Annotated in this window: 23 protein-coding genes; 7 read left to right on the top strand and 16 right to left on the bottom strand. The window is 61.5% G+C overall.

Translation table 11 applies throughout. From position 1 onward, the window contains the following. Positions 1-19: 19 nt before the first annotated feature. Both KL788_RS00110 and KL788_RS00105 read left to right on the top strand, forming a co-directional pair. Positions 20-427 carry a hypothetical protein gene (locus KL788_RS00110; protein WP_293167372.1) on the top strand — a complete coding sequence of 136 codons (408 nt, stop codon included), beginning with the start codon at positions 20-22 and terminating at the stop codon, positions 425-427. Positions 428-482: 55 nt separating this feature from the next. After that, complete coding sequence (locus KL788_RS00105) at positions 483-806, top strand: helix-turn-helix domain-containing protein (protein ID WP_293167370.1); 324 nt, start codon at positions 483-485, stop codon at positions 804-806. A 68-nt stretch (positions 807-874) separates the two neighbouring features. Here KL788_RS00105 and KL788_RS00100 read toward each other — a convergent pair whose 3' ends face one another. Together KL788_RS00100 and KL788_RS00095 are read right to left on the bottom strand one after the other, a co-directional pair. After that, a complete protein-coding gene (locus KL788_RS00100) occupies positions 875-1,528 on the bottom strand; it encodes a nuclease-related domain-containing protein (protein ID WP_293167368.1) in 654 nt (217 codons plus the stop codon). Positions 1,529-1,679: 151 nt separating this feature from the next. Next, on the bottom strand, positions 1,680-1,889 hold the full coding sequence (locus tag KL788_RS00095; protein ID WP_293167366.1) for a hypothetical protein: 210 nt from the start codon (positions 1,887-1,889) through the stop codon (positions 1,680-1,682). Positions 1,890-2,053: 164 nt separating this feature from the next. On the opposite strand from KL788_RS00095, the gene KL788_RS00090 reads away from it, so the two are divergent. Both KL788_RS00090 and KL788_RS00085 read left to right on the top strand, forming a co-directional pair. Further along, complete coding sequence (locus tag KL788_RS00090; protein ID WP_293167364.1) at positions 2,054-2,383, top strand: nucleotidyltransferase family protein; 330 nt, start codon at positions 2,054-2,056, stop codon at positions 2,381-2,383. Continuing rightward, positions 2,380-2,622, top strand: a complete 243-nt coding sequence (locus KL788_RS00085; protein WP_293167362.1) for a HepT-like ribonuclease domain-containing protein — start codon at positions 2,380-2,382, stop codon at positions 2,620-2,622. The genes KL788_RS00090 and KL788_RS00085 overlap by 4 nt, the downstream gene beginning before the upstream one ends. Before the next feature lie 202 nt (positions 2,623-2,824). Here KL788_RS00085 and KL788_RS00080 read toward each other — a convergent pair whose 3' ends face one another. The 11 genes from KL788_RS00080 to KL788_RS14080 form a co-directional block, all read right to left on the bottom strand. Next, on the bottom strand, positions 2,825-2,977 hold the full coding sequence (locus KL788_RS00080; protein WP_293167360.1) for a nuclease-related domain-containing protein: 153 nt from the start codon (positions 2,975-2,977) through the stop codon (positions 2,825-2,827). Between the two features lie 7 nt (positions 2,978-2,984). After that, a complete protein-coding gene (locus KL788_RS00075) occupies positions 2,985-3,554 on the bottom strand; it encodes a GIY-YIG nuclease family protein (RefSeq protein WP_293167358.1) in 570 nt (189 codons plus the stop codon). 20 nt (positions 3,555-3,574) lie between these two features. Further along, positions 3,575-4,654, bottom strand: coding sequence for a restriction endonuclease (locus tag KL788_RS00070; protein ID WP_293167356.1), 1,080 nt, complete (start codon positions 4,652-4,654; stop codon positions 3,575-3,577). Next, positions 4,651-5,127 (bottom strand): hypothetical protein, encoded by a 477-nt coding sequence (locus KL788_RS00065; protein WP_293167354.1) that lies wholly within the window; start codon positions 5,125-5,127, stop codon positions 4,651-4,653. The genes KL788_RS00070 and KL788_RS00065 overlap by 4 nt, the downstream gene beginning before the upstream one ends. A gap of 198 nt (positions 5,128-5,325) precedes the next feature. Beyond that, entirely contained in the window at positions 5,326-8,370 is a 3,045-nt protein-coding gene (locus KL788_RS00060; protein ID WP_293167352.1) for a type I restriction endonuclease subunit R, read from the bottom strand. Further along, positions 8,367-9,461, bottom strand: coding sequence for a restriction endonuclease subunit S (locus tag KL788_RS00055; RefSeq protein ID WP_293167351.1), 1,095 nt, complete (start codon positions 9,459-9,461; stop codon positions 8,367-8,369). Before KL788_RS00055 ends, KL788_RS00060 begins: the two co-directional genes overlap by 4 nt. Further along, positions 9,458-11,023, bottom strand: a complete 1,566-nt coding sequence (locus tag KL788_RS00050) for a type I restriction-modification system subunit M (RefSeq protein ID WP_293167349.1) — start codon at positions 11,021-11,023, stop codon at positions 9,458-9,460. Before KL788_RS00050 ends, KL788_RS00055 begins: the two co-directional genes overlap by 4 nt. Before the next feature lie 127 nt (positions 11,024-11,150). Beyond that, positions 11,151-13,580 (bottom strand): AAA family ATPase, encoded by a 2,430-nt coding sequence (locus KL788_RS00045; protein ID WP_293167347.1) that lies wholly within the window; start codon positions 13,578-13,580, stop codon positions 11,151-11,153. Further along, a complete protein-coding gene (locus KL788_RS00040) occupies positions 13,573-14,148 on the bottom strand; it encodes a hypothetical protein (RefSeq protein ID WP_293167345.1) in 576 nt (191 codons plus the stop codon). Before KL788_RS00040 ends, KL788_RS00045 begins: the two co-directional genes overlap by 8 nt. After that, positions 14,148-15,908 carry an SIR2 family protein gene (locus tag KL788_RS00035; protein ID WP_293167343.1) on the bottom strand — a complete coding sequence of 587 codons (1,761 nt, stop codon included), beginning with the start codon at positions 15,906-15,908 and terminating at the stop codon, positions 14,148-14,150. The genes KL788_RS00040 and KL788_RS00035 overlap by 1 nt, the downstream gene beginning before the upstream one ends. 170 nt (positions 15,909-16,078) lie before the next feature. Next, entirely contained in the window at positions 16,079-16,354 is a 276-nt protein-coding gene (locus KL788_RS14080; RefSeq protein ID WP_367120396.1) for a tetratricopeptide repeat protein, read from the bottom strand. A gap of 228 nt (positions 16,355-16,582) precedes the next feature. Between KL788_RS14080 and KL788_RS14075 the strand changes: the two genes are divergently transcribed. Continuing rightward, positions 16,583-17,407 (top strand): hypothetical protein, encoded by an 825-nt coding sequence (locus KL788_RS14075; RefSeq protein WP_367120395.1) that lies wholly within the window; start codon positions 16,583-16,585, stop codon positions 17,405-17,407. Positions 17,408-17,409: 2 nt separating this feature from the next. Beyond that, entirely contained in the window at positions 17,410-17,889 is a 480-nt protein-coding gene (locus tag KL788_RS00025; RefSeq protein ID WP_293167339.1) for a hypothetical protein, read from the top strand. 10 nt (positions 17,890-17,899) lie between these two features. Here the strand turns inward: KL788_RS00025 and KL788_RS00020 are convergent, their stop codons facing one another. Genes KL788_RS00020 through KL788_RS00010 form a run of 3 tightly spaced genes read right to left on the bottom strand, consistent with a single transcriptional unit; the run spans position 17,900 to position 19,866 of the window. Beyond that, positions 17,900-19,171 carry an RNA polymerase sigma factor gene (locus KL788_RS00020; RefSeq protein WP_293167337.1) on the bottom strand — a complete coding sequence of 424 codons (1,272 nt, stop codon included), beginning with the start codon at positions 19,169-19,171 and terminating at the stop codon, positions 17,900-17,902. 11 nt (positions 19,172-19,182) lie between these two features. Beyond that, complete coding sequence (locus KL788_RS00015) at positions 19,183-19,515, bottom strand: YciI family protein (protein ID WP_293167335.1); 333 nt, start codon at positions 19,513-19,515, stop codon at positions 19,183-19,185. Between the two features lie 3 nt (positions 19,516-19,518). Next, positions 19,519-19,866 (bottom strand): YciI family protein, encoded by a 348-nt coding sequence (locus KL788_RS00010; RefSeq protein ID WP_293167333.1) that lies wholly within the window; start codon positions 19,864-19,866, stop codon positions 19,519-19,521. 241 nt (positions 19,867-20,107) lie between these two features. On the opposite strand from KL788_RS00010, the gene KL788_RS00005 reads away from it, so the two are divergent. Further along, on the top strand, positions 20,108-20,683 hold the full coding sequence (locus KL788_RS00005; RefSeq protein WP_293167331.1) for a hypothetical protein: 576 nt from the start codon (positions 20,108-20,110) through the stop codon (positions 20,681-20,683). Positions 20,684-20,747: the final 64 nt, after the last annotated feature.

Genomic DNA, 20,747 nt, shown 5'->3' with positions numbered 1-20,747 from the left:
GCCCGGCTATTGTGCCGCGGTGCCCGACTGGACGCTTGAGTACGCCGACGCAAGCTTCGAGCGCTTCTATCTCAGTCTCAAGCCCTACGAGCAAGCGGTGGTTGAGGCGGCCTTGACGACGGTCTTGAAGGTGCACGGCATCGCCAGCTTCGATGGTGGTTGGGGCAAGCCACTCGGCGACGGACTTTTCGAGTTCCGAATTCAACGCTCGCTCGACGCGATCCTGACCTTGGCGGGGAGCGAAGCGACCGGTACCACTGCATCTGGGCGGCGCATCAGCATCCGCATCTTCTGCACTTTCCACGGCGACAGGATCGTGTTGCTCCTGCACGGGTACGACAAGGGGCGCGACCCATCGTCACGCCGCCAGCAGAAGGAGATCGCCCGCGCTCGGGCGGTGCTCAAGAAATGGAGAGGCTCGCGGTGATAGCACTAGACGCCTTATGTGTTATGCCACATACTGAACGGGAAAGGAAAACCCGATGACTCAGTCGTTCGACGATCTCGCACAGCGCGCGCGCCGCTCGTGGTCCGACGATGCCGCTCGTGTCTACGAGGCCGCGGCTGACACGTTCCGCGCCGAGCTAAACGCTCGCGCCGCATTGGGTGCGCAGCTCAAGGCAGCCCGCACCGCACATGGACTCAGCCAACCGGCTCTAGCCGAGCTGAGCGGCCTGCAACAGGCCGAAATCAGCCGCATCGAGACCGGGGTCGCCAACCCGACTGCAGACACGCTCGTGCGCCTCGCTTCGGCTCTCCAGTTGACCCTGACGCTTCAGCCGACCGTTTCGGGGGTGCGCGTCTGAAGCATCGTGGCCTTAGTTACGTTTAGCGCGCTAAGTGTAAGTAAGCGCGCGCACTGAGTGCACTTAGCTCACGCTCGCACGAACCGCTGCGCGATCTGCTCCGCGACCACGGCCACGTCAATCACCGGCTCCACACTCTTCTCGATCATCGACGCCAGCTTGCGCGGCCACACCACGTGCACCCCGTTGACCGTGAACGCGTCAGCAAAGAACCCCCAGTCAGAGTCGACGAAGCACAGCACGCCGAACACCGGCACCTCGCCCACCGCATCCTGCACGTGCGCCACCTGCTTGAGCACCCCGTCGACGAGCTTCGTCTTGTCGCCGCCCCGATAGATCAGCAGCTCGACTCGCGGTCGAATGATGCCGCCCTCCACCCGTTTCTCGGGCGCCTTGCCCGCATACCGCTTCGTGTCGATCACCCACACCCCGCCGGGCGTCACGACGATGTGATCGATGTTGGCCTTCGACCGCGGAATGCGCCGATCATGCATGACCCGGATGCTCTCCGTCGCCACCCCGTCAAGCCGAGCCCCCACGGCCGCCTCGCCGGCAGCTCCCGTGCTCCAGGCTTTCGTGCTCTGCTTTTCGTCAGAAAGCGCGACGGCCAGGCCGCCAAGCTTGCCCCACTTCGCACGAGTGCGAGCCTCGTCGTTGGCTTTGCGGCGCTCGTACTCGCGCTGGGCTGAGGTTCCGGGGGCGTTGACGTCGTCGGCAGTCATGCACCCATCTGAGCAGATATGAGGGTCCCTCTACAGTCCCCTTCCGAGGTACTTCGTACCGTTCAGCGCGGTCGCCGATGGAAGCGCTTCAACGCGTGGAGACCGGTGGTGCGGGGCGACGACACTCCGTCGCCCCACACCACCGGATTGCCTACCAGAAGTGCACGCCGTCGGGCGCGAGCGCTCCGCCCATGCCATCCATCGGCCGCTGCGTGATGTTGCGCAGCTGCCGGTAGTTGACGAGCCAGATCGGGGCGTCAGGCGGGCAACCCTGCAAGAACTCGATGACCTCCGACACGTCGAAGAAGACGAACTCCTTCGGCAAAGGGCGGTAGAGAGGCCACGTCAGATCGTGCTGCATTGTGATTCCTTCCGAGACAACACCCGCCCGGTGGGCGGGGTGGGCTCGAAAGAGAGTTCATGTAGTCACGATAGACCGCAGGGCCGACATGGCGCCCCGCGCAAGTCGCCACTGCAGGTCCGCCGCTTCGGGCCTTCGCGAGCATCCCCCGGTATCCTCGACGCATGTCGATGACCGTCGCCACTCCTGCGTCGCTCGCCCTGCGCGAGCTCCTTGAGGCGCGCCGACCCGAGTTCGACGCACTTCTCAAGAAGTACAACGCCACCCAGCCCCGCCTCTTCGGGTCAGTCGCTCGGGGTGACGCTGGCCCTGACAGCGACATCGACATCGTCGTGACGATGAACGCTGCCGACGGCAACCTGCTCATGCGGGCCTCTGGTCTCATGGAGGAGACGCGTTCACTGTTCGGGCGCGATGACATCGACGTTTTCCCCGAGCAACTCCTCAAGCCATCCATCTCAGCAGCGGCACTGGCTGACGCGGTCGCATTGTGAGTCGCAGCACCGATCAACGCGTCGCCGACATCCTCGAGGCGATCGATCGGTGCGCGCGATACGTCGATGCCCTCTCGAGTGAAGACCGAGACATTGCAGACATGGCCGAAGACGCCGTCGAACGCTACCTGCAGATCATTGGCGAAGCTGCGAAGCACCTTCCCGCAGAGTTGACCGACGCCCACCCTGAGATCGCGTGGCCGCAGATCCGCGGCTTCCGCAACATCCTGGTTCACTAGTACTTCGGAGTCGACGTCGCGACCGTTCGCGAAGTGGTCGAGACCTACCTGCCGCCCCTCGCCGCGGCGCTACAAAGCCAAGTCGGCAACCAGGCCTGATTCCCTCGAGCTTCACCTCGTCGCCGCCCCGATAGATCAGCAGCTCGACCCGCGGCCGAATGATGCCACCCTCGACCCGCTTCTCGGGCGCCTTGCCCGCGTATCACTTGGTGTCGATCACCCACACCCCGCCGGGCGTCACCACGATGTGGTCGATGTTGGCCTTCGAGCGCGGAATGCGCCGATCATGCATGACCCGGATGCTCTCCGACGCCAGCCCGTCAAGCCGAGCCCCCACGGCCGCCTCGCTGGGCACTCCTTCGCTACAGAGTCACCTGGCGGGCATCCCTGAGCGCGGCACGAGCTGACCTCAGCTCGCTGTAGAAATAACCGCTGGAGTTCGAATCCAGATTGAGCGCGAGCGGCACCGTGGCGATGAGCGCATCTTCGACAAGCCATGGCTCAGCGTGCTCAAGCCAACAAACCTTGGTGTGAGTTGCCATCCAGGCGCTCAAGCGAGTCTCGCCTGGTCCAAAGGTCCAACGGCCTGATTGATCGCTCAGCTGCAATTGAAGATCTAGATCACGGCAGAGCAATGCCCCGAGAGAGAATCGCAGTGTTGATCGCGACGCGTCACTTCCGTAGTGAGTTCGGATCCTGCGTCGGATCTTGCCGGAACTTGGCTTGCCGTCCACGAGACGTGGCCGACGAGGTGAGATTCCGACGTAAAGGAGGTGCCACTCGCTTTGCACATGTGTGCCTTCAAGCGGCACGCCTGAAGGCGCCTGGTTGAAGTACCACGCATAAACACCGGCGACGTTTGGCACCCGTGAACGTCGGCTGATGGCTTCGGGGCGGACCACAAAAATCCGGGGCGCCAGCAGCTCCCTCATCGGTTCATCAATGTTCGCGCTCAGGGCGCCCCCGTCTCGTCGATCACCCACGCGAGCGTCAACGGAATGTCCTTCTTGATCTCTTCGGGCAATACGGAGTAGTGCTTGTAGATGCGGCTCAGAACTTCTTCTTCATCCCACACAGCGACTTTGAGACGCTGCATCGCCACCTTTTCTTTCGCCGGCTTGGTGAGACCACCCATGGCGACGAGAAGACCGTGGTCCGCCTGGTGCTGCCCGACAACACCGCCGAGTTGATCAAGAACCTCCGAACCGACGTGCGACGGCTGTGACTCGACCTGCACGATGATCGTCGGCGCGGAGATGCCCAACACACCTGATCCTGCGATGATGTCGATTCCCCCGTCAGCGCCGGGCGGCGACACTTTGCAGGTCATCCCCTCCGCCTCAAGGATCGCTGCGACAAGTTCCGAGAGTCTGTGCCCGGCGAAGAGTTCGCGAATACGACCCAGCACTCGGTCTTTCGAGTAGCGCAGAATATCGAAACCTTCTTCGGCAATCGCATCGTCTGAATCGACTGCTTCGGCTTCAGAGCTAACTGAGGTTGGCGTCTTGCCGCCACGAGCGCCGGGGTCGGTTTCGGCTCCCTTCGCGATCTGCCAGAAGCGCCAGGCAGCATCGTTCCGAGAGATCTGAACCACAGTGCTGAATGCGCCGAGCGAGTACAGGAGATCTTGGTTGATCGCGGTGCGGGAAATGTCGGTGAGCCGCCAATCTACGCTCCGTACGTGATTCAGCGTTCCGTCTCCGACGCGATACGAGTAGTTGCCGGTGACCACTCCGAACGCCAACTTCCCTGAGTGGCGTACGGGCAAAATCACCAAGTCCCCTATCGCGATTCGGCTTGCGAATGCGAAGAGTTGCGCGGCGTAGTTTCCGACTGCACCAGGCGTGAGGTGCGGCATGACTTCGCGAACCAAGTCGCGCATTGAAGCCAGATCGCCCACTGTCGAAAGGTCTGGGATTTCACGGAAGTCGATTCCCGTGAGGCCCTGCTCCAGCATCCATTGGTCGAAGCCTGAATTCTTGGACCCCCGAACGAGCCAGGCTTTGGGTTCAGAGGTGTCGGCTGCCGTCATGCCTTCACCTTAGTGAGGCTCCCCCACGTTGACGAGCGTTCATTGGCCACGAATGCGGATGCACGATGTCCGATCCCAAAGGCGAAGCCAGCGAAGACTGGCAGGGTCAGGAGGGTGAGGAGCGGGCGAGTGTTGAGCTTTACATGAGTGGACTTCGGAACGACAAATGGATCGACCGGTGGATTACTGACTAGGTCTTTCGCGAACCAGGCGCGGGACTTTCGCCCGTTCTTCCACTCCGCGAGCGTGTATCCGATTCCTTGGATGATGCGGGCCGACTGACGGCGGTCCTTGGCCAAAACCACCTGCTGAATTTCGCGATAAACCCAAACAGCAATCGCCTGATCTCGCCGATTGAGTTCCAGCAGCAGACGCGGCAACACCTGCGTTAGCTCGAAGACATGATTCGTCCAAATGCCGCTTACCGACGAGGTTGCCAAGACTCTGGAAGCCCGTTCGACGGTGTCGAGCACACGCGATACCGTCGCTCTCCGAGCGAGTTGTCGATCACGCCGAAAGTCGAGGACGCGAAGGATCGTGAACCCAATGACCGATGCGAACAATGTCGCAGCCGCGACCAACACGCCCCACGTTTCAATCATGGGATCGACTCTGCCTCACAGAAGCGACAATGGGTTGGCGTGCGGAAAGTGGGACCCCATCCAATCCACTCAACCCAACCCGAAGTAGCGCTCGAAGAACTCGCCGAGCCGGTCGAGCACGCGCTGCTTCTTTTCGCCGTGGGCTCCGCCCGGGGCGAAACGTGACGCGGGCGGGAGCACGCCCGTGATCGCGACTCCGGTGGTCTGGAGGGCGCCATCGCGGAAGGCTCGGTCGATGAACTCGCGGGTGGCGTCGGGCTGCAGGTTCTCGTCGGTGATGAGTTGCGTGAGCTCAGCATCCTGTCGGGCGGCGACGTAGGCCGACCACTCCTCGTCGACCTGACCCGCGACGGAGACGCGGTCGACGAAGGCCTCGATGAGATCCTTCTTGTTGCGCAGGCTGGGCGAAGCATCGATCGCACGGGTGATCTCGGCGCGGATCTCTTTGTCGTCGCCGTCTCCGCGCTCGTCGCGGTACTTCTGCACCAGCAGCAGGATGTAGTCGACCGTGATCTCGACCTGCTTGATGAGCTCGATCTCGAACGTGAGGTCGTCGTTGATGAGTTCTTTGTCGCCCTCCCGGGCGCGGCGGATCTCGTCGTAGATGCGCAGGTACACCGACTTGTAGTCGTCTCGCTGTCGTGGCGTCAGCAACTGCTCACCCTCGAAGTCGTCGAACGACGTGAGAGTGTTCTCGAGCCGCAGGATGGCGCCGAACAGGGCTACGAGCTCCCGTTTCGCTTCCTCGCCCGGCGGCATCTCGCCAGGCGCGCAGAAGGCAAGCAGCTTCGTTACGCACTTCGCATACTCGTCGTAGTACTCGCCATACGGCTTCAGCAGTACGACGCCCTGCGCGTTCTTGTTGCCGAACAGGGCGATCGCGTCGTTGGTCTGATCTTCGAGGTCGCGGAAGGTGACGATGTTGCCGTAGGTCTTCACCGAGTTCAGGATGCGGTTGGTGCGCGAGTAGGCCTGGATCAGTCCGTGAGACCGCAGGTTCTTGTCCACCCACAGCGTGTTGAGCGTCGTCGCGTCGAAGCCGGTGAGGAACATGTTGACGACGATGACGATGTCGATTTCGCGGTTCTTGAGCCGCTTCGAGAGGTCGGTGTAGTAGCCGGCAAAGCCGTCAGACGAGGTGCTCCAGGTCGTGCCGAACATCGCGTTGTAGTCGGCGATCGCGGCGTCGAGAAACTCGCGCGAGGGCAGGTCGAGACCCGTGGGGTCGAACGCCTCTTCATCGAGAAAGCCATCGACCTCGGCCTCGTTGGCCGCGAACGAGTAGATGATGCCGACCTTCAGCCGACGGTCTGACGGCATCGTCGACTGCATCGTCTGGAACGCCGCGTAGTAGCGCTTCGCCGCCTCGATCGAGGCCGTGGCGAACAGCGAGTTGAAGCCGCGCACCCGACGCTCGCGCAGCGCGTACGACTCACTGCGCCGGGTCTTCTGGTCGAAGTGCTCGAGGATGTACTCCACGACCATGCCGATTCGGGTCGGGTCGAGCAGCGCCTTCTCGGTGTCGATCGCCGACACCTGCTTGTCAGTCAGCCCCTCCGGCAGAGAGATCGTGTTGACGTAGTCAATGCGAAACGGCAGCACGTTCTTGTCGGTGATCGCGTCGACGATCGTGTACGTGTGCAGCTTCTCGCCGAACGCCTGCTCGGTGGTCTTCAAACCCGGGTTGCCACCCGTGCCAGCGTTCTCGGCGAAGATCGGCGTGCCGGTGAATCCGAACAGGTTGTAGCGCTTGAACGCCTTCGTGATCGAGGCGTGCATGTCGCCGAACTGCGAGCGGTGGCACTCGTCGAAGATCAGCACGACGTGGCCGTCGTAGACCGAGTGACCCTTCTCCGACTGCACGAGCCGCGCGAGCTTCTGAATCGTCGTGATGACGATACGCCGTTCGGGGTCCGCGAGATTCGCCGACAGCGCCGCGGTCGAGGTCGACGCGTTCGCCGCACCCTTCTCGAACCGGTCGTACTCTTTCTGCGTCTGCCAGTCGAGGTCTTTGCGGTCGACCACGAACAGCACCTTGTCGACGCTCGGCAGGCGCGAGGCGAGCTGCGCGGTCTTGAACGAGGTCAGCGTCTTGCCCGACCCGGTGGTGTGCCAGACGTAACCGCCGGCATCCGTCGTGCCCAGCTTCTTGTAGTTGGTGGCGATCTCGATGCGCTGCAGAATGCGCTCCGTCGCCACAATCTGGTACGGCCGCATCACCATCAGCTCGCGGTCGGCCGTCAGCACGCAGTAGCGGGTCAGAATCGCGAGCAGCGCGTGCTTGGCGAAGAAGGTCTTCGTGAAGCCGACCAGGTCGCGAATCGGCGCGTTCGAGGCATCGGCCCACCACGACGTGAACTCGAACGAGTTGCTCGTCTTCTTCACCCGCTGCTGGCCCTTGGCATCTTCCAGATGCTGGCGGCGCGTGGTGTTCGAGTAGTACTTCGTCAGCGTTCCATTGCTGATCACGAACAGCTGCACGTAGTCGAACAGGCCCGAGCCGGCCCAGAAGCTGTGCCGCTGATACCGGTCGATCTGGTTGAACGCCTCGCGAATGTCGACGCCGCGCCGCTTCAGCTCGACATGCACGAGCGGCAGCCCGTTGACCAGAATCGTCACGTCGTAGCGGGAAGCGTACGCACCGCCACCATCGCCGCTGCCCTCTACCCCACGCGCAACCTCGTACTGGTTGATCACCTGCAGGCGGTTGTTGTGGATGCTCTTCTTGTCGATCAGCGCGATGTTCTTGGTGCTGCCGTCGTCACGCCGAAAGGCGTGCACGTGGTCTTCTTGAATACGCACCGTCTTCTGCACCGCGCCGTCGTTGGCGCCCACCACGTACTCGTTCAGCAGCCGCTGCCACTCGCCATCGGTGAACGTCACCGCGTTGAGCGCCTCGAGCTGCACGCGCAGGTTGGCGAGCATCTCGGCCTCAGACCGGATCGTCACGTACTCATACGCCTGGCCCTGCAGCAACCGGATGAACTCCTGCTCGAGCGCCGCCTCAGACTGATACGCCTCCGCCGTGGAAGGGTCGGGCGTGAACTCTGCCACGACCGTGCTATCGCCACTGATCGCAATCGGCTCGAACCTCGTTGCTGGGGCTTTGCTCACGCGGGAGCCTCCTCGAACGTCAGCAACTTGTCGCGGTAGTACTCGTACTGCTTGCGGCGGGCTGCGAGCTCGGCCGGCAGGCCGATGCTGAGGTCGTTGACGAAGGCGTCGAGCTTGTCGAGCACACCTGCGATACGTTCTTGTTCCCCAAGGGCTGGCACTGGCACGGGAAAAGCCAAGAACATCGGCCTTCGCAAGGAGTTGACTGAGCCACGAACCGAGATCTGTTGAAGGTAACCCTCGAATTCGGCAACCATGTGGTGGTACAGGAAGCGCCCGTCCATCTTCGATTCCGGCACGATGCGATAGGCGCGCTGGTGAAGCGCGTACTTTCCGTCTACGAAGTGGAACACCTTGCCAACTCCGGCGCCATCTCCAGCGGTGATGATCGCTTGCTCGTCAAAGTCGAAAGACTCCAAACGGAGCGGTTCTCGACCGCGCGCGTAGAAGACGAACTCTCCTTCTGGGACTGCGTCCTTCGTGTCGTGGCTACCCGTACCGATCGTGGCCAGGTCACCGAGAGGAACAAAACTCGACGCTTTGGCCTGATCCAGCAGATTACGACGCACGTGGTCGTACTGAAAACGTCGCGCTTCCAGCTCCGCTTCCAGCTCCGCTTCCAGCTCCGCTTCCAGCTCCGAGAAGTTGTCCAAGATTGCCACGATCTCTCGCTGAACCTCGAGAGGTGGTACCGGCACTCTCAGCTGGTTGAGTTCACCCTGGGTCAGGCTCGGCACGCCGCCTGCCTTGTTGAGCTCTTCGAGCCTCTGCGTGAGCAGGTAGTAATAAATGAACTTGGCCTCAACTCGATCCCCCACCTCCGAGTAGAAGATCGTGTCAACCGTCCAGAACGGGCGGTCCACGTAGTAGAGCTTGCTCAGCGAGCCCTTTCGCGGAATGAGTACAGACGGGCCCGCGTGCGCGGCGGTGTCGACATGAGTCATGACACCACCGGTTCCGTAGACCGGTACCTCCCCCGGACCAAGGTGCTTGTAGTCACGTCCGTTCTTGATTCGAATGACATCACCCAGTCGAGCGAACTCGACGCCACCGGGTGCGAGATCGTCCAGCAGGACGTTAACCCGGCTCAACGAGCGTCCTCAAGGTCGGCAACGATCGCGTCGATCGCCTTTCGCAGCTCGGCCTGGCGAGCGACGATATGTCCGATCTCGGCGTTGAGTGCCGTGATGTCGACGGCCTCGCGCGTGTCTTCTGCCTGCACATAAGAGGAGACCGACAGCAAGTATTCGCGTGCGGCGATGTCAGCGTTCGGGACGAGCGCGGCGAAGTGGTCCACCGGAGCGCGCTCGACGAGAGCGGTCACGATTCGCTCGCGGTGAGCATCCGTGAGCTTGTTCTTGGTATTGGAGCGGGTGAACTCGGCGGACGCGTCGATGAAGACGACCTCGTTGGTGGTCTTCGACTTCTTGAGTACGAGGATGCACGTGGCGATGGTGGTGCCGAAGAAGAGGTCGGCGGGTAGCTGGATGACAGCATCCACGTAGTTGTTGTCGACCAGGTACTTGCGGATCTTCGCCTCGGCGCCACTGCGGTACATGACTCCGGGGAACTCGACGATCGCTGCCGTTCCGTTGACCGCCAGCCAGCTGAGGATGTGCATCGTGAAGGCAAGGTCGGCCTTCGACTTGGGGGCGAGCACGCCGGCGGGGGCGAAGCGAGGGTCGTTGATGAGGAGAGGATTCGCGTCGCCCTCCCACTTGATCGAGTAGGGCGGGTTGGAGACGATCGCCTCGAACGGCTCGTCGTCCCAGTGCGCGGGGTGCAGCAGGGTGTCGCCGTGCGCCAGATGGAACTGCTCGTAAGGCACGTCGTGCAAGAACATGTTGATGCGCGCCAGGTTGTAGGTGTTGAGGTTGATCTCTTGGCCGAAGTATCCGCCGACCTTGCCGGGGCCGAGCACCTTCTGGAACTTCAGCAGCAGCGAGCCCGAACCGACCGCCGGGTCGTAGACCTTCTTCAGCTCGGTCTTGCCGATGCTCGCGATCTGGGCGAGCAACTCGGAGACCTCTTGCGGCGTGTAGTACTCGCCACCCGACTTGCCGGCGGCGGCCGCGTACATCTGCATCAGGTACTCGTAGGCGTCGCCGAACGCGTCGATCTCGTGGTTTTCGAAGTCGCCGAGGTTAAGGTCACCGATGGCGTTGAGGAGCTTGACGAGCTTCTGGTTGCGCTGAGCGACGGTGTTGCCGAGCTTGTTCGAGTTGGGGTCTAGTTCTTGGAAGAGGCCTTTGAGGTCATCTTCTGATTCGGAGCCGACCGCGCTGCCTTCGATGTTTTGGAAGATGCGGGAGAGGGTTTCGTTCAGGTTCTCGTCTGCGGGCGCTTTGGCGCGGACGTTTGTGAAGAGCTCGCTCGGGAGGATGTAGAAGCCCTTCTCCTTGACGGTCTCGGCTCGGCCGTGTTCGGCGTCTTTGTCTTGGAGTTGGGCGTAGTCGAAGTCGGCTTGGCCCGCTGCACGCTCTTGGCGGTTGAGGTATGCCGTGAGGTTCTCGGAGATGAAGCGGTAGAAGAGCATGCCGAGCACGTAGCTCTTGAAATCCCAGCCGTCGACACTGCCGCGGAGGTCGTTGGCTACCCGCCAGATTGCCTTGTGGAGTTCGGCTCGTTGGGCTTCTCGGGTAGTTGGGGGCATGAGGTCAGCGTACTGAGGAGGGCCCACATTTCAGCGCCTAACCTTGCCGCGCGTATTGACATACAACCCTCGTCCGAAGCATTCCGGAACAATTGGTGCCGAAACGCCGACTGAACCAACTCACTGGCTAGCTCTGGACCGCTACATCGGGCCTCCAAACGTGGCGGGTCACTCCACCGTCTTCGTCCTCGGCTCGTCCACCAAGCTCGATAGTGATGAGCTCATCGCCTTCGAAGGCTGGGCTCAGCTCGAGCGAGAGATACTCAAACAACTCACGTTCGTGAACGGCAATGATGACTTGCCTCGCATTCCTTTTCGCGAGAAGCCGGACAAGGGCTGCGAATTGTGCGACGTGCACCTCGTCCATGGCCTGAACAGGGTCGTCGAACACTAGACAAGGAACGACTGGTTCAACTGCAAGGTGAAGAGCAAGGAACAAGGAAAGGGCTGCCGTGTTTAGGTTTCCCGCGGAAAGCATCATCTGCGGCGGGCCACTTGTCTGGCCGAGTTTGTGAGTCGTCTTGAGCTTGATGTCGAACGCCTTCTTGTTGGCGCTAGGGATGCCGAACCCCGGAACGAAGTTTTCGTTCGGCGCAAGCCTTGTGAATACCGACTTCCAGACGTCGTTCAGCGACTGGGTGAAAACACGTTGAACGATGTTGGTTCGGGCCCGGGTCGCAGCTTCATGGACTTCTCTGGCGATCCCTTGGCGACGTTTCGCCTCCCTCAGCCGACCGCTCCATAGCTTCTTTCGGTCTGCAATCTCAGCCAGGCGCTTGGCGATGGCAGCCTCATGCTCAATCTGCTCCTCAAGCTGCCCTAGTTCTGCCTTTGCATCTCGATGCCTCTCGGCCGTTTCCGATAGGTGAGACAGGTTCTCCTGAGCCTGCACGAGTAGTTGGTTCCAAACGGATTTGAACGAACTGGTGGTCGGAGTCGCCTCAACTTTCAGACGACTCGCGTACTTGACGATCTCGCCTGCCAAGAAGACTTCCTCGGCCGTCTGGGCCTCAACGTCATCCAGTGCTTTTTGGAGATCGTTTACAGTTCGAGCGAGATCAGCACCCCGGGCCTTCACCTGCTCGATTTCGTCGGTCTGTGTGGCCAGGTTGGAAAGCAGTTGAATTCGTTCGCTGATGATCGAAAGCTGATCGGCCGGAAGGCTACGGGCCTGCAGCTGAGCGAGTTCCGCTTCCATCTGCACCACCTGAGACGACCGCCGGTCGCGATCACCTCGCAGTCTGACCAGATGCTCCCCGTGGGTCGTTAGCTCTTCCAGCTTCGAGTCGATAAACGAGGGCAATGCTCCTCGACCGGTCTCACGGAAATCGCGTTCGCAAACCGGGCAGGTGTCGCCTGTATCTTCGACGGCAAGACGGGCTGCGCTGAGAATCTCCACTAGGGCACTCGAGTGTTCATGGGCATCTGCAAGCTGATTCTGAAGGCTCTCTAGATTCAGGCGTTCCGCAGCTAGGTCGGTTGTCAATGACTCCAGTTGCTTCCGAACTGCACTATCCGATTCCTTCTTCTGCGTCAGCACAAGTAGGGCATTCTCAATGGATAGCCGCACTTCACTTTGAACTACGACGCCCGCGGCCTCGGCCTCGGCGCGGGCGACGGCTTCCCAAGCCCGGACTCTTTCGCCATCTTCCAAATTCCACTTCTCACTAGCGGATTTCGCGGTCGCGAGAGCGGTCCTCGTCTTGTCGACTCGCGGCGGCGTGGGTCTCTCAACTAGAGCCGAGATTCGGCCACCAAGAGCGACTAGTTCTTGATGCACTGTCGTCGCGGTGGCCAATTCTTCGGAAGAAACGCCATTGCGAAGTGCCGCTCTGACTTGGCGGATCAGGTTTCTGTTGGTGGTGTCTGAGTCGACCTTTAGTCCAAGGCTGTCCATGGCTTCGAGCACCGCCATGCGCGCCGCGGTGATTGCGATGCGAGCATCTGTCCTCAGTGAGACCTCGTCGGCGTACTCCTCATCAGTTGCCTTCACCTGCCGGACGGCTTCGTCCACACCCAGAGCGAGTCTCTTGAGACGTCTGAAGTCATTGGCGTCAGACAAGCCGGCACGTAGCGCGTCAAGTTTCTCCAGGCCAAGCAGCTCGTTCACAAACTTTTCGAGAGCGCTCTGACCACTGCCTTCCCGATCCTGATACAAATCCAGCAGGCGGCTCAGAGAAGCCTGGTCCAGGTAGCACCGTTCAGCGTAGAAACTCGCCGCGTCATCCTGTAGCGCTGGACGGCCCTCGGAGTGCGACCCGCCAACCTTGATCTTTGCGTTCCGAGAGCCCGACATTAGCGAGTCAGTGACTAAGGCCTGGACAGTTGCAAACGGCTGGCCGAAGAACGGTAGATGGTCCATGTATTGCTCGGACTGTCGCTCCATGCTCCGAATAGCGCCGGTTAGCGCGAGTTCGAGCGCAGAAAGAAGACTTGTCTTTCCCGTGCCATTGGGTCCATGGATGAGCACAACTGGCGCATCGAGCGGAAACTGGCGGGCACCTTCTATCCTCCGAAAGTCCGTCACCGTCAGGTGAAGAAGTGGAAAGTCACTCATTGTCCGGCTCATCCTGGTCCTGCCACCCCGTACCTTCATTGGCGAAAACGCGCAACGCTTCGCGAACCGCAAGCTCTCCGTCGTTGGACGCGCGAATGAGACCGATGTGCTCGGAATCTGCCTTGGACGGGCCAAGCACAGCCATCACCTCGTTCAAGGGATCCGACGACCCATGTATCAAACTTGCGTTCGGCAGGTCTAACGGCAGAAGGACTGCGATTGCGGACACGATCTCTGACAAGTCGGGGTCGGGTGAAGAGATCGGAAGAACGCGAGCGAATCGCTCAAGCTCGATCCGGTCTGAAGAAGCCACGCCGCCAATTAGCACGACGCTAACGGGGCGTCGGGATGCTGCAATATCGAGCGTACGCGCTAACCCAGAGACAAGACGTTGTAGACGCCTCCCGGTTAGCTTGTCGGTCGCAATCAGCACCAAGTCATGGGAAGCAATCCCGCCACGTGCTGCTGCCTCAAACTCGAATTCTGTTCCTGCGATCACTAATGGCTTGGGGAGACGCTCGAAGCCAGCTTCCTCCAGCACAGCCAGAACATCATGCACGGCGCGCATCAAAAGCCTCCCGCGAGCATAAAGGCCTCAAACAGTTCTCCAATCGAATCGGTCTCCTCGATGCCCCTGGCGACGCTGAACTTTCCGGCCCCCGCGTTGCCCGTGCGACCATAGGTCGACTTCGGCGACCGAGTTTGCGCTTGGGGAAGCGCATCAGCCACGACCAGCAAGTCGTCTTGATCCCCATCTTCGTAAAGCCCCGACAACTCCAACTCTGTAAGAGTCGAGGCGTCCTTCACGATATTTACGCGGACACTTCGGTCTGATGTGATCAGGCGAAGCACGCCATCGGCGGGCAAACCGCTGGTCCCCGGCACCGCGGACCAATGCCCCAATTCGAGTCCGCGACCGATGAGGGCGAGTGCTACGCCAAGCCGTGCAAACTGTCGAGCGGGAAAATCGGCGTTCAAGACTGCTCGACTGATTGGGCGATCGGAAAGGGGTTCGTAGAGAGGCCCGCCGCTGGATGGCGCGCGGCCGGTCCGGAACACTGTTAGGGCCAAGTTGGCGACATCTTCAAGGCGGACAACGAACTTTCTCTGAAGATCCGTTGTCGCAGAGGGATCAAACTCTCCACTGCTCTCAAGATCGGCGTAGCTGGCGACGCGGTCCTGGAGCGCCAACAATCCATCGTGCAGGTGCTCTGCATCGGGCGCTCCCCAGACACTCACAATCTCACGCTCCATTAGGAAGCTCAGCTTGTGGCGGAGTGCCAGAAGGACCAAGGCCAGCAAAGTCGGTTTGGCATACACGCCAAGAAGCGCGGATTGCCGAATACCTTCTAAGTTCTCTTGGTGATTGGGCCCGTAAGTGATCCTGAGAAGATTGCGGTGATAGGGGTGCAGTTCCTCCTCCGCCAGGACCACCGCCGGAGGAGATGAGGGCCATGGCCGCGCAAGATCCTGAATAGCTTGAGCAAATACCGTGTGCAGATTCGCATCCTGCGCGGATAAACCGAGAATCACGGCTGGGCGATCAGTGTAGAGCGACTCTAGGTGCTTGCGTATTGATTGGTTTTCAGGCTGCTGAGTCCAACGTGAAATCTGAGATTCCCGCGCTACGATCAAGTTCCGATACTCATCCTCGGAGTTCCGGGCGCGCACTGCGCAACCGTGGAACTTGATTAAGTCGATACGAGTACCACTGATTCGGAAGTCGTCAGGCTTGACGATCACTCTCGCAAGCGAATCGATAGCAGGTGAAAGCTCACCTAACGCGCGCTCTACAAGACCGTCCCAGTTCGCGGTCACCGACGACTCCACTAGCCCCTCGAGCATAAGGATCGCGATGCAATGATGCTCGACATCTGGCTCAAGATCTGGTGACCCATAAGTAGTCGCGACGTCCAGGACCGACCAGACCAGGTAGTCCTCAGGTCGAGCACCTCCGACGGGCACATCGAGGACTTGAGAGTACTTGGATGACAAGGCCATGAGGATTCGTTCGCGGTGCGGCCAGTCCTTCACGGGAACTGAGTAGTCGATGCCCTCGAACTCCTCCGCCGTCAGGCCCGCTAGCTGGAGAACCTCCTTCAAGGCGGTTCTGTGCTCGCCAACCTCAGGTTCTTCAGCGGCGTTCGAACGGAGGTACTCCAAAACACGTTCGACAAGCGCCGCCAAAGGAGGCACCCTGTCTCGCGAGATTCCCGACCCGAGCCAAAACACGTACTCGCCACCATTGAAAGCCGACGCGAAATCCGAAAAAGACGACGTAAGCCTCTGAATGGCGGCAGCAACAGTCTTGATGGGCTCGATCGACAAGAGATCCCCAATCCGTTCGGGTGGAGCGAGACCACGAAGTTCGAAACCTATTCGCGCCCGTCGACATCCTGTCATGATTCTGGTTGGATGCTCAGCTTAAGAACATTGGCAAGCAGAAAAGAGGTTGATCAGCCGGCGGCAGTAGCGATGCACGTCGACCACACTGATCATCAGGTCTGCCCGTGCATCGAACTAGCAGCGTGGAGGACCACCGATTCAGAAGCCTTTCGATCGTCGATGCGGCGCTGGAGGAAGCGGCGCTCGGGGTCGGAGGGGGCGAGCTCGAGGGCTCGGCGATAGTGCGGGAGAGCATCCGTCGGGCGGCCGAGGCGGCGGAGCAGATCGGCGCGGGTGGCGTGCAGAAGGTGGTACTCCCCCAGCTGCGCGTCGAGTTGGAGAGTGTCGAGGAGGGCGAGGCCAGCATCCGGGCTCTCGGAAAAGGCCACGGCGATCGCTCGGTTGAGGTCGACGATGGGCGACGGGGCGACTCGGCTGAGGTGTGCGTAGAGGGTGGCGATGCGGGCGAAGTCGGTCGACTCGGGGGTCGGCGCGGTCGCGTGCTCGGCGGCGATCTGGACTTACAGCAGGACGGGACACGTTGCGAGGTGCCGGTGAGTGCACTTTGCTGGGTAATCGTCACCAGAGCGTCGGTGGCTGCGCTTACGATTGCCTTCATGTCGAAAACCGTCGAAACGCAGGACCCTGGGTCCAGGTTCACTCAGACCTTGAACGCAGCAGCCAAGCTTCCAGGCGTCCGAATCGATCGGGACAATTATTTGCGGGCGGCTCTCAAGCGGCATTGCACCGAGGAGCAGATCGAGTCGGCTGTAGCCAGTAATCCCGCCGCGGCTGGCATCCCGGTTGCTGTCATTCGGGCAGTTGCCAACGACTCGATAAAGTACGAAACCGCCAAAGTTACAACGCTTTCTACAGCTGCCGGGATACCAGGCGGTTTCGCGATCATCGGCACGATTCCCGCGGACATAGTTCAATACTTCGGACACGTACTTCGGATCGCTCAGAAACTCGCATACATCTACAGCTGGCCCGATCTGTTCGCAGAAGACGGAGATAGCCTCGACGACGCGACTGAGGGGATTTTGACCCTCTTCGTCGGCGTGATGTTCGGAGTCCAGCTCGCTCAAGCGGGGGTCGCGAAGGTATCGACCATGATCGCTGGCCAGGTGCTCAAGAAGCTGCCGCAGCAAGCTCTTACGAAAGGAGCCATCTTCCCAGTCGTGAAGAAGGTGGCTGCTTACCTTGGTATTCGTCTGACCAAGCAACTCTTCGCGGTCTCGGTAGCGAAAATTGTGCCTGTTCTTGGCGCAGTACTCTCGGGAGGCCTGACGCTTGCCACGTTCCTGCCAATGTCGAAGCGACTTCAGAAGCATCTCGCGAGCTTGGAGATGACGAAGCCGCGTCTTCAGGCAGTCGAGGATGAGAGTGCGCTCGGCGAAGAATCGCGTGAAGTCAACTCTGCCAAAACTGAAGGCACATAATGGTGGACGAGACTTCGAGCGAATTTGATGATGCGGATCACGAAGAGGCGGGCGGGCATCTGTTCTTGGCTGCGGAAGCAGTGATGATGGCACGCGGACGTAGATCAAGAAAGCAAGCTACTGAATATCTGACTGAGCTCACCTCGATCCTCGCGCGTGCGCCGGTGCTAGCAGCAAAGACGACAATCGCCCTCGGATTTCGATGTGCGAGCGCGGAGCTAAATTTCCTTAGGGACCAAGGGAAGTCCGTGTCCGGTTTCGGTGACACGTCGCTAACGGGCGATCCGACTGCTGATCGGGTCGTGTCTCTCGCGATGCGGGTCGCTCTTGGACGAATCGCGGCGGGCGAAGATCCCGATGCGAAGCGGGAATTGAATGACGTCTACAAGCAGATCCTCGAATCTCCCGATCTGGTCCTCGTGAGCGCCCCCGCAATCGCATTGCGAATCGTCGCTGTGCGGAACTATCCAGTTCACGGGTAGTCGGGAGCCTCTAAGGAAGCTTGTCGAGGCGGCGCTGGAGGAAGCGGCGCTCGGGGTCGGAGGGGGCGAGCTCGAGGGCTCGGCGGTAGTGCGGCAGAGCATCCGCCGGCCGGCCGAGGCGGCGGAGCAGGTCGGCTCGGGTCGCGTGCAGGAGGTGGTACTCCCCCAGGTGCGCGTCGAGGTTGAGGGTGTCGAGGAGGGCGAGGCCAGCATCCGGGCCGTCGGAAAAGGCCACGGCGATCGCTCGGTTGAGGTCGACGATGGGCGACGGAGCCACCTGGCTGAGGTGGGCGTAGAGGGTGGCGATACGGGCGAAGTTCGTCGACGCGGCCGTCGGGGCGGTCGCGTGCTCGGCGGCGATCTGGGCCTGCAGCAGGTAGGGGCCTGGGGTGGCGCCGAGGATGTGGAGGGTGTGCTCGGCTTCGGCGAGCATCCGGGAGGCCTCGATGATCGCGTCGGTGTTCCAGCGGGAGCGGTCTTGGTCTTCGAGCAGCACGAGGTCACCGGCGGCGTCGAGGCGCGACGCGGCGCGCGAGTGCTGGAAGAGCTCGAGGGCGAGCAGGGCCAGCACCTCGGGCTGCTGCGGCAGGAGCTGGGCCACCAGACGCGTGAGGCGGATCGCCTCGTCGGCGAGGGCGGGGCGCACGAGGTCGGATCCGCTACCGGATGAATAGCCTTCGGTGAAGAGGAGGTAGAGCACGGCGAGAACCCCCGCGGTGCGCTCGGGCAGCAGGTGCGGCGGGGGCACGCGGTACGGGATGCCGGCCGCGCGGATCTTCGCGCGCGTGCGCACCAGGCGCTTCTGCATGGTCTGCTCGCTCACCAGGAAGACGTGCGCGGTCTCGGCGACGGTCAGGCCGAGGACGGTGCGGAGGGTGAAGGCGACGCGATTTTCGAGTGCCAGTGCGGGGTGGCAGCAGGTGAAGATGAGGCGGAGGCGGTCGTCGTCGATGTTGTCGTGCACGGTCGCCTCCTCGTCTGCCTCGGGTGTGGGTTCGCGGGCGGCGCGCTCGGTGGCGCGGTGCTCGGCCTTCGCCTTGCGGATCGCGTCGATGGCTGCGTTTTTCGCGACCGTCGTGAGCCAGGCGCCGGGGTTGTCGGGGATGCCGCGCTCGGGCCACGTCGTCAGGGCACGGGTGACGGCGTCGTGGAAGCAGTCTTCGGCGAGATCCCAGTCGCCGGTGGTGCGGATCAGGGTTGCGACGATGCGGAGGCGCTCGGAGGCGGCGACCTCGGCGAGGGTTGTGCTCGCCTTGGTCGCCGCGCTGCGGGGTGCGGGCATCCGGTGCCTTGTTATTCGAACGGCCAGACCGGGCGCACCTCGACGCGGCCGAAGCGGGCCATCGGGTGGGCGGCAGCGATCTCGAGGGCCTCGTCTAGGTTGTCGACGTCGATGAGGTCGAAGCCGGCGATGGACTCTTTCGACTCGGTGAACGGGCCGTCGGTGAGGATCGTCTTGCCGTCGCGCACCGTCACCGTCGTGGCGTCGGAGGGTGGGCGCAGGCGGTTGCCGGCGCGGGCGGCTCCGCGGCGCTCGAGGTCGGCGACCCACTCTTCGATGTTGTCTTCTTCAGGGATGTAGGTGGGGGCGGCGGGGTCGGAGATGATCAGCAGGAGGTATTCCATGGCTCAGCTCGCTTCTTCCGTGTGGAGCAGGCGGCGGACCTCGATGGGCGAGTACTTGACCTCGGCGAACTTGCCGGCGATCTCGACCGCGCGCTCGTGGCTGGCGACGTCGACGAGGTAATAGCCGCCGATGTACTCGGTGCCCTCGGTGAACGGGCCGCGGGTGGTGACGGGGGTGCCGTTGTGGTGGCCGATGACCGTGACGTTCTCGGTGTCGAGCTCGTTGGTGTCGACGAGCTCTTTGCTGGCCGCCAGTTCTGCGATGACCGCGCCGTGGGTGGCGTCGAGGGTTTCGCGTTCGGTGGTCGCCCAGGCCGCGTCGGCGGTGGGGTTCGAGTAGATGGTGATCATGTAGCGCACGGTGGCCCTGCTTTCTCTTGAGGGTGATTACACCAGGGCGACGAAGATGGGTCTAGCGGGAGGACAGGATTGCGAGAAGTCAGCCGAAAAGAGCTTGATCCTTCGGCAGCGGCACGCAACACGTGGCGGTCGCCGCGCGGATCTCCGCGCGGGTGCGCACCAGTCGCAAGCGTCGTTCTCCCGTAGCATGACGAAGAAGTGAGACATGCACCCTATTGAGAGTCGAGTACCAGTGCGCCTGACCAAGGATGTACGCAGGCAACTGCTCGAGCAGAACGACGGCTTTTCGACGAAGACCAGCTATGAGGGCAAGAACTCTTCCGAAGATCGCACGTACACGATCAAGGATGGCGCACTGCATGTTCAGGCCAGCGGCAAAACCTCCTGGGCTGATAGTCGATACAAGAATGAATTCGTCGCCGACGAGGAACAGACTCACCGATACCTTCGGAACAATCTCTACAAGCTCAACAAGGACGATGTCGACGAATCGGTCGTTCAGCGCACCACGCGGCCCTCAGGGTCGGTGCCGGTTCTGGCCCCGCAGGGCGGATCGGTGAAGTCTGACGACGGTGGAGACGACTACTACGAGAGCGATGCCTCGTCTGAATCGCAAGGTTCGGGACTTGAGAAGTCAACCGTGATTGCCCTCATCGTCGTAGCGGTAGTGCTGGTGGTTGGTGCGATCGCGTTCTTCGTTGCCAAGCCTCTTTGGAGAGATCGGATCAAGCCGTTCTTGGAACAGAAGCGAGCGATGAGAGCTCAACGCAAGGCGGACAAGGCTCGACGGAAGCAAATCGAGGACTGAGGTTCTTGGGCACTGCTCTCGGCGCCGAGCGAAGCTCGGCGCCGGGTGGCGAGTGGCAAGTTGG

Source organism: Microcella sp. (assembly GCF_019739195.1).
Classification (GTDB): domain Bacteria; phylum Actinomycetota; class Actinomycetes; order Actinomycetales; family Microbacteriaceae; genus Microcella.
Note: the sequence above shows the minus strand (reverse complement) of the source record. Positions and strands in the feature narration are given on the sequence as shown.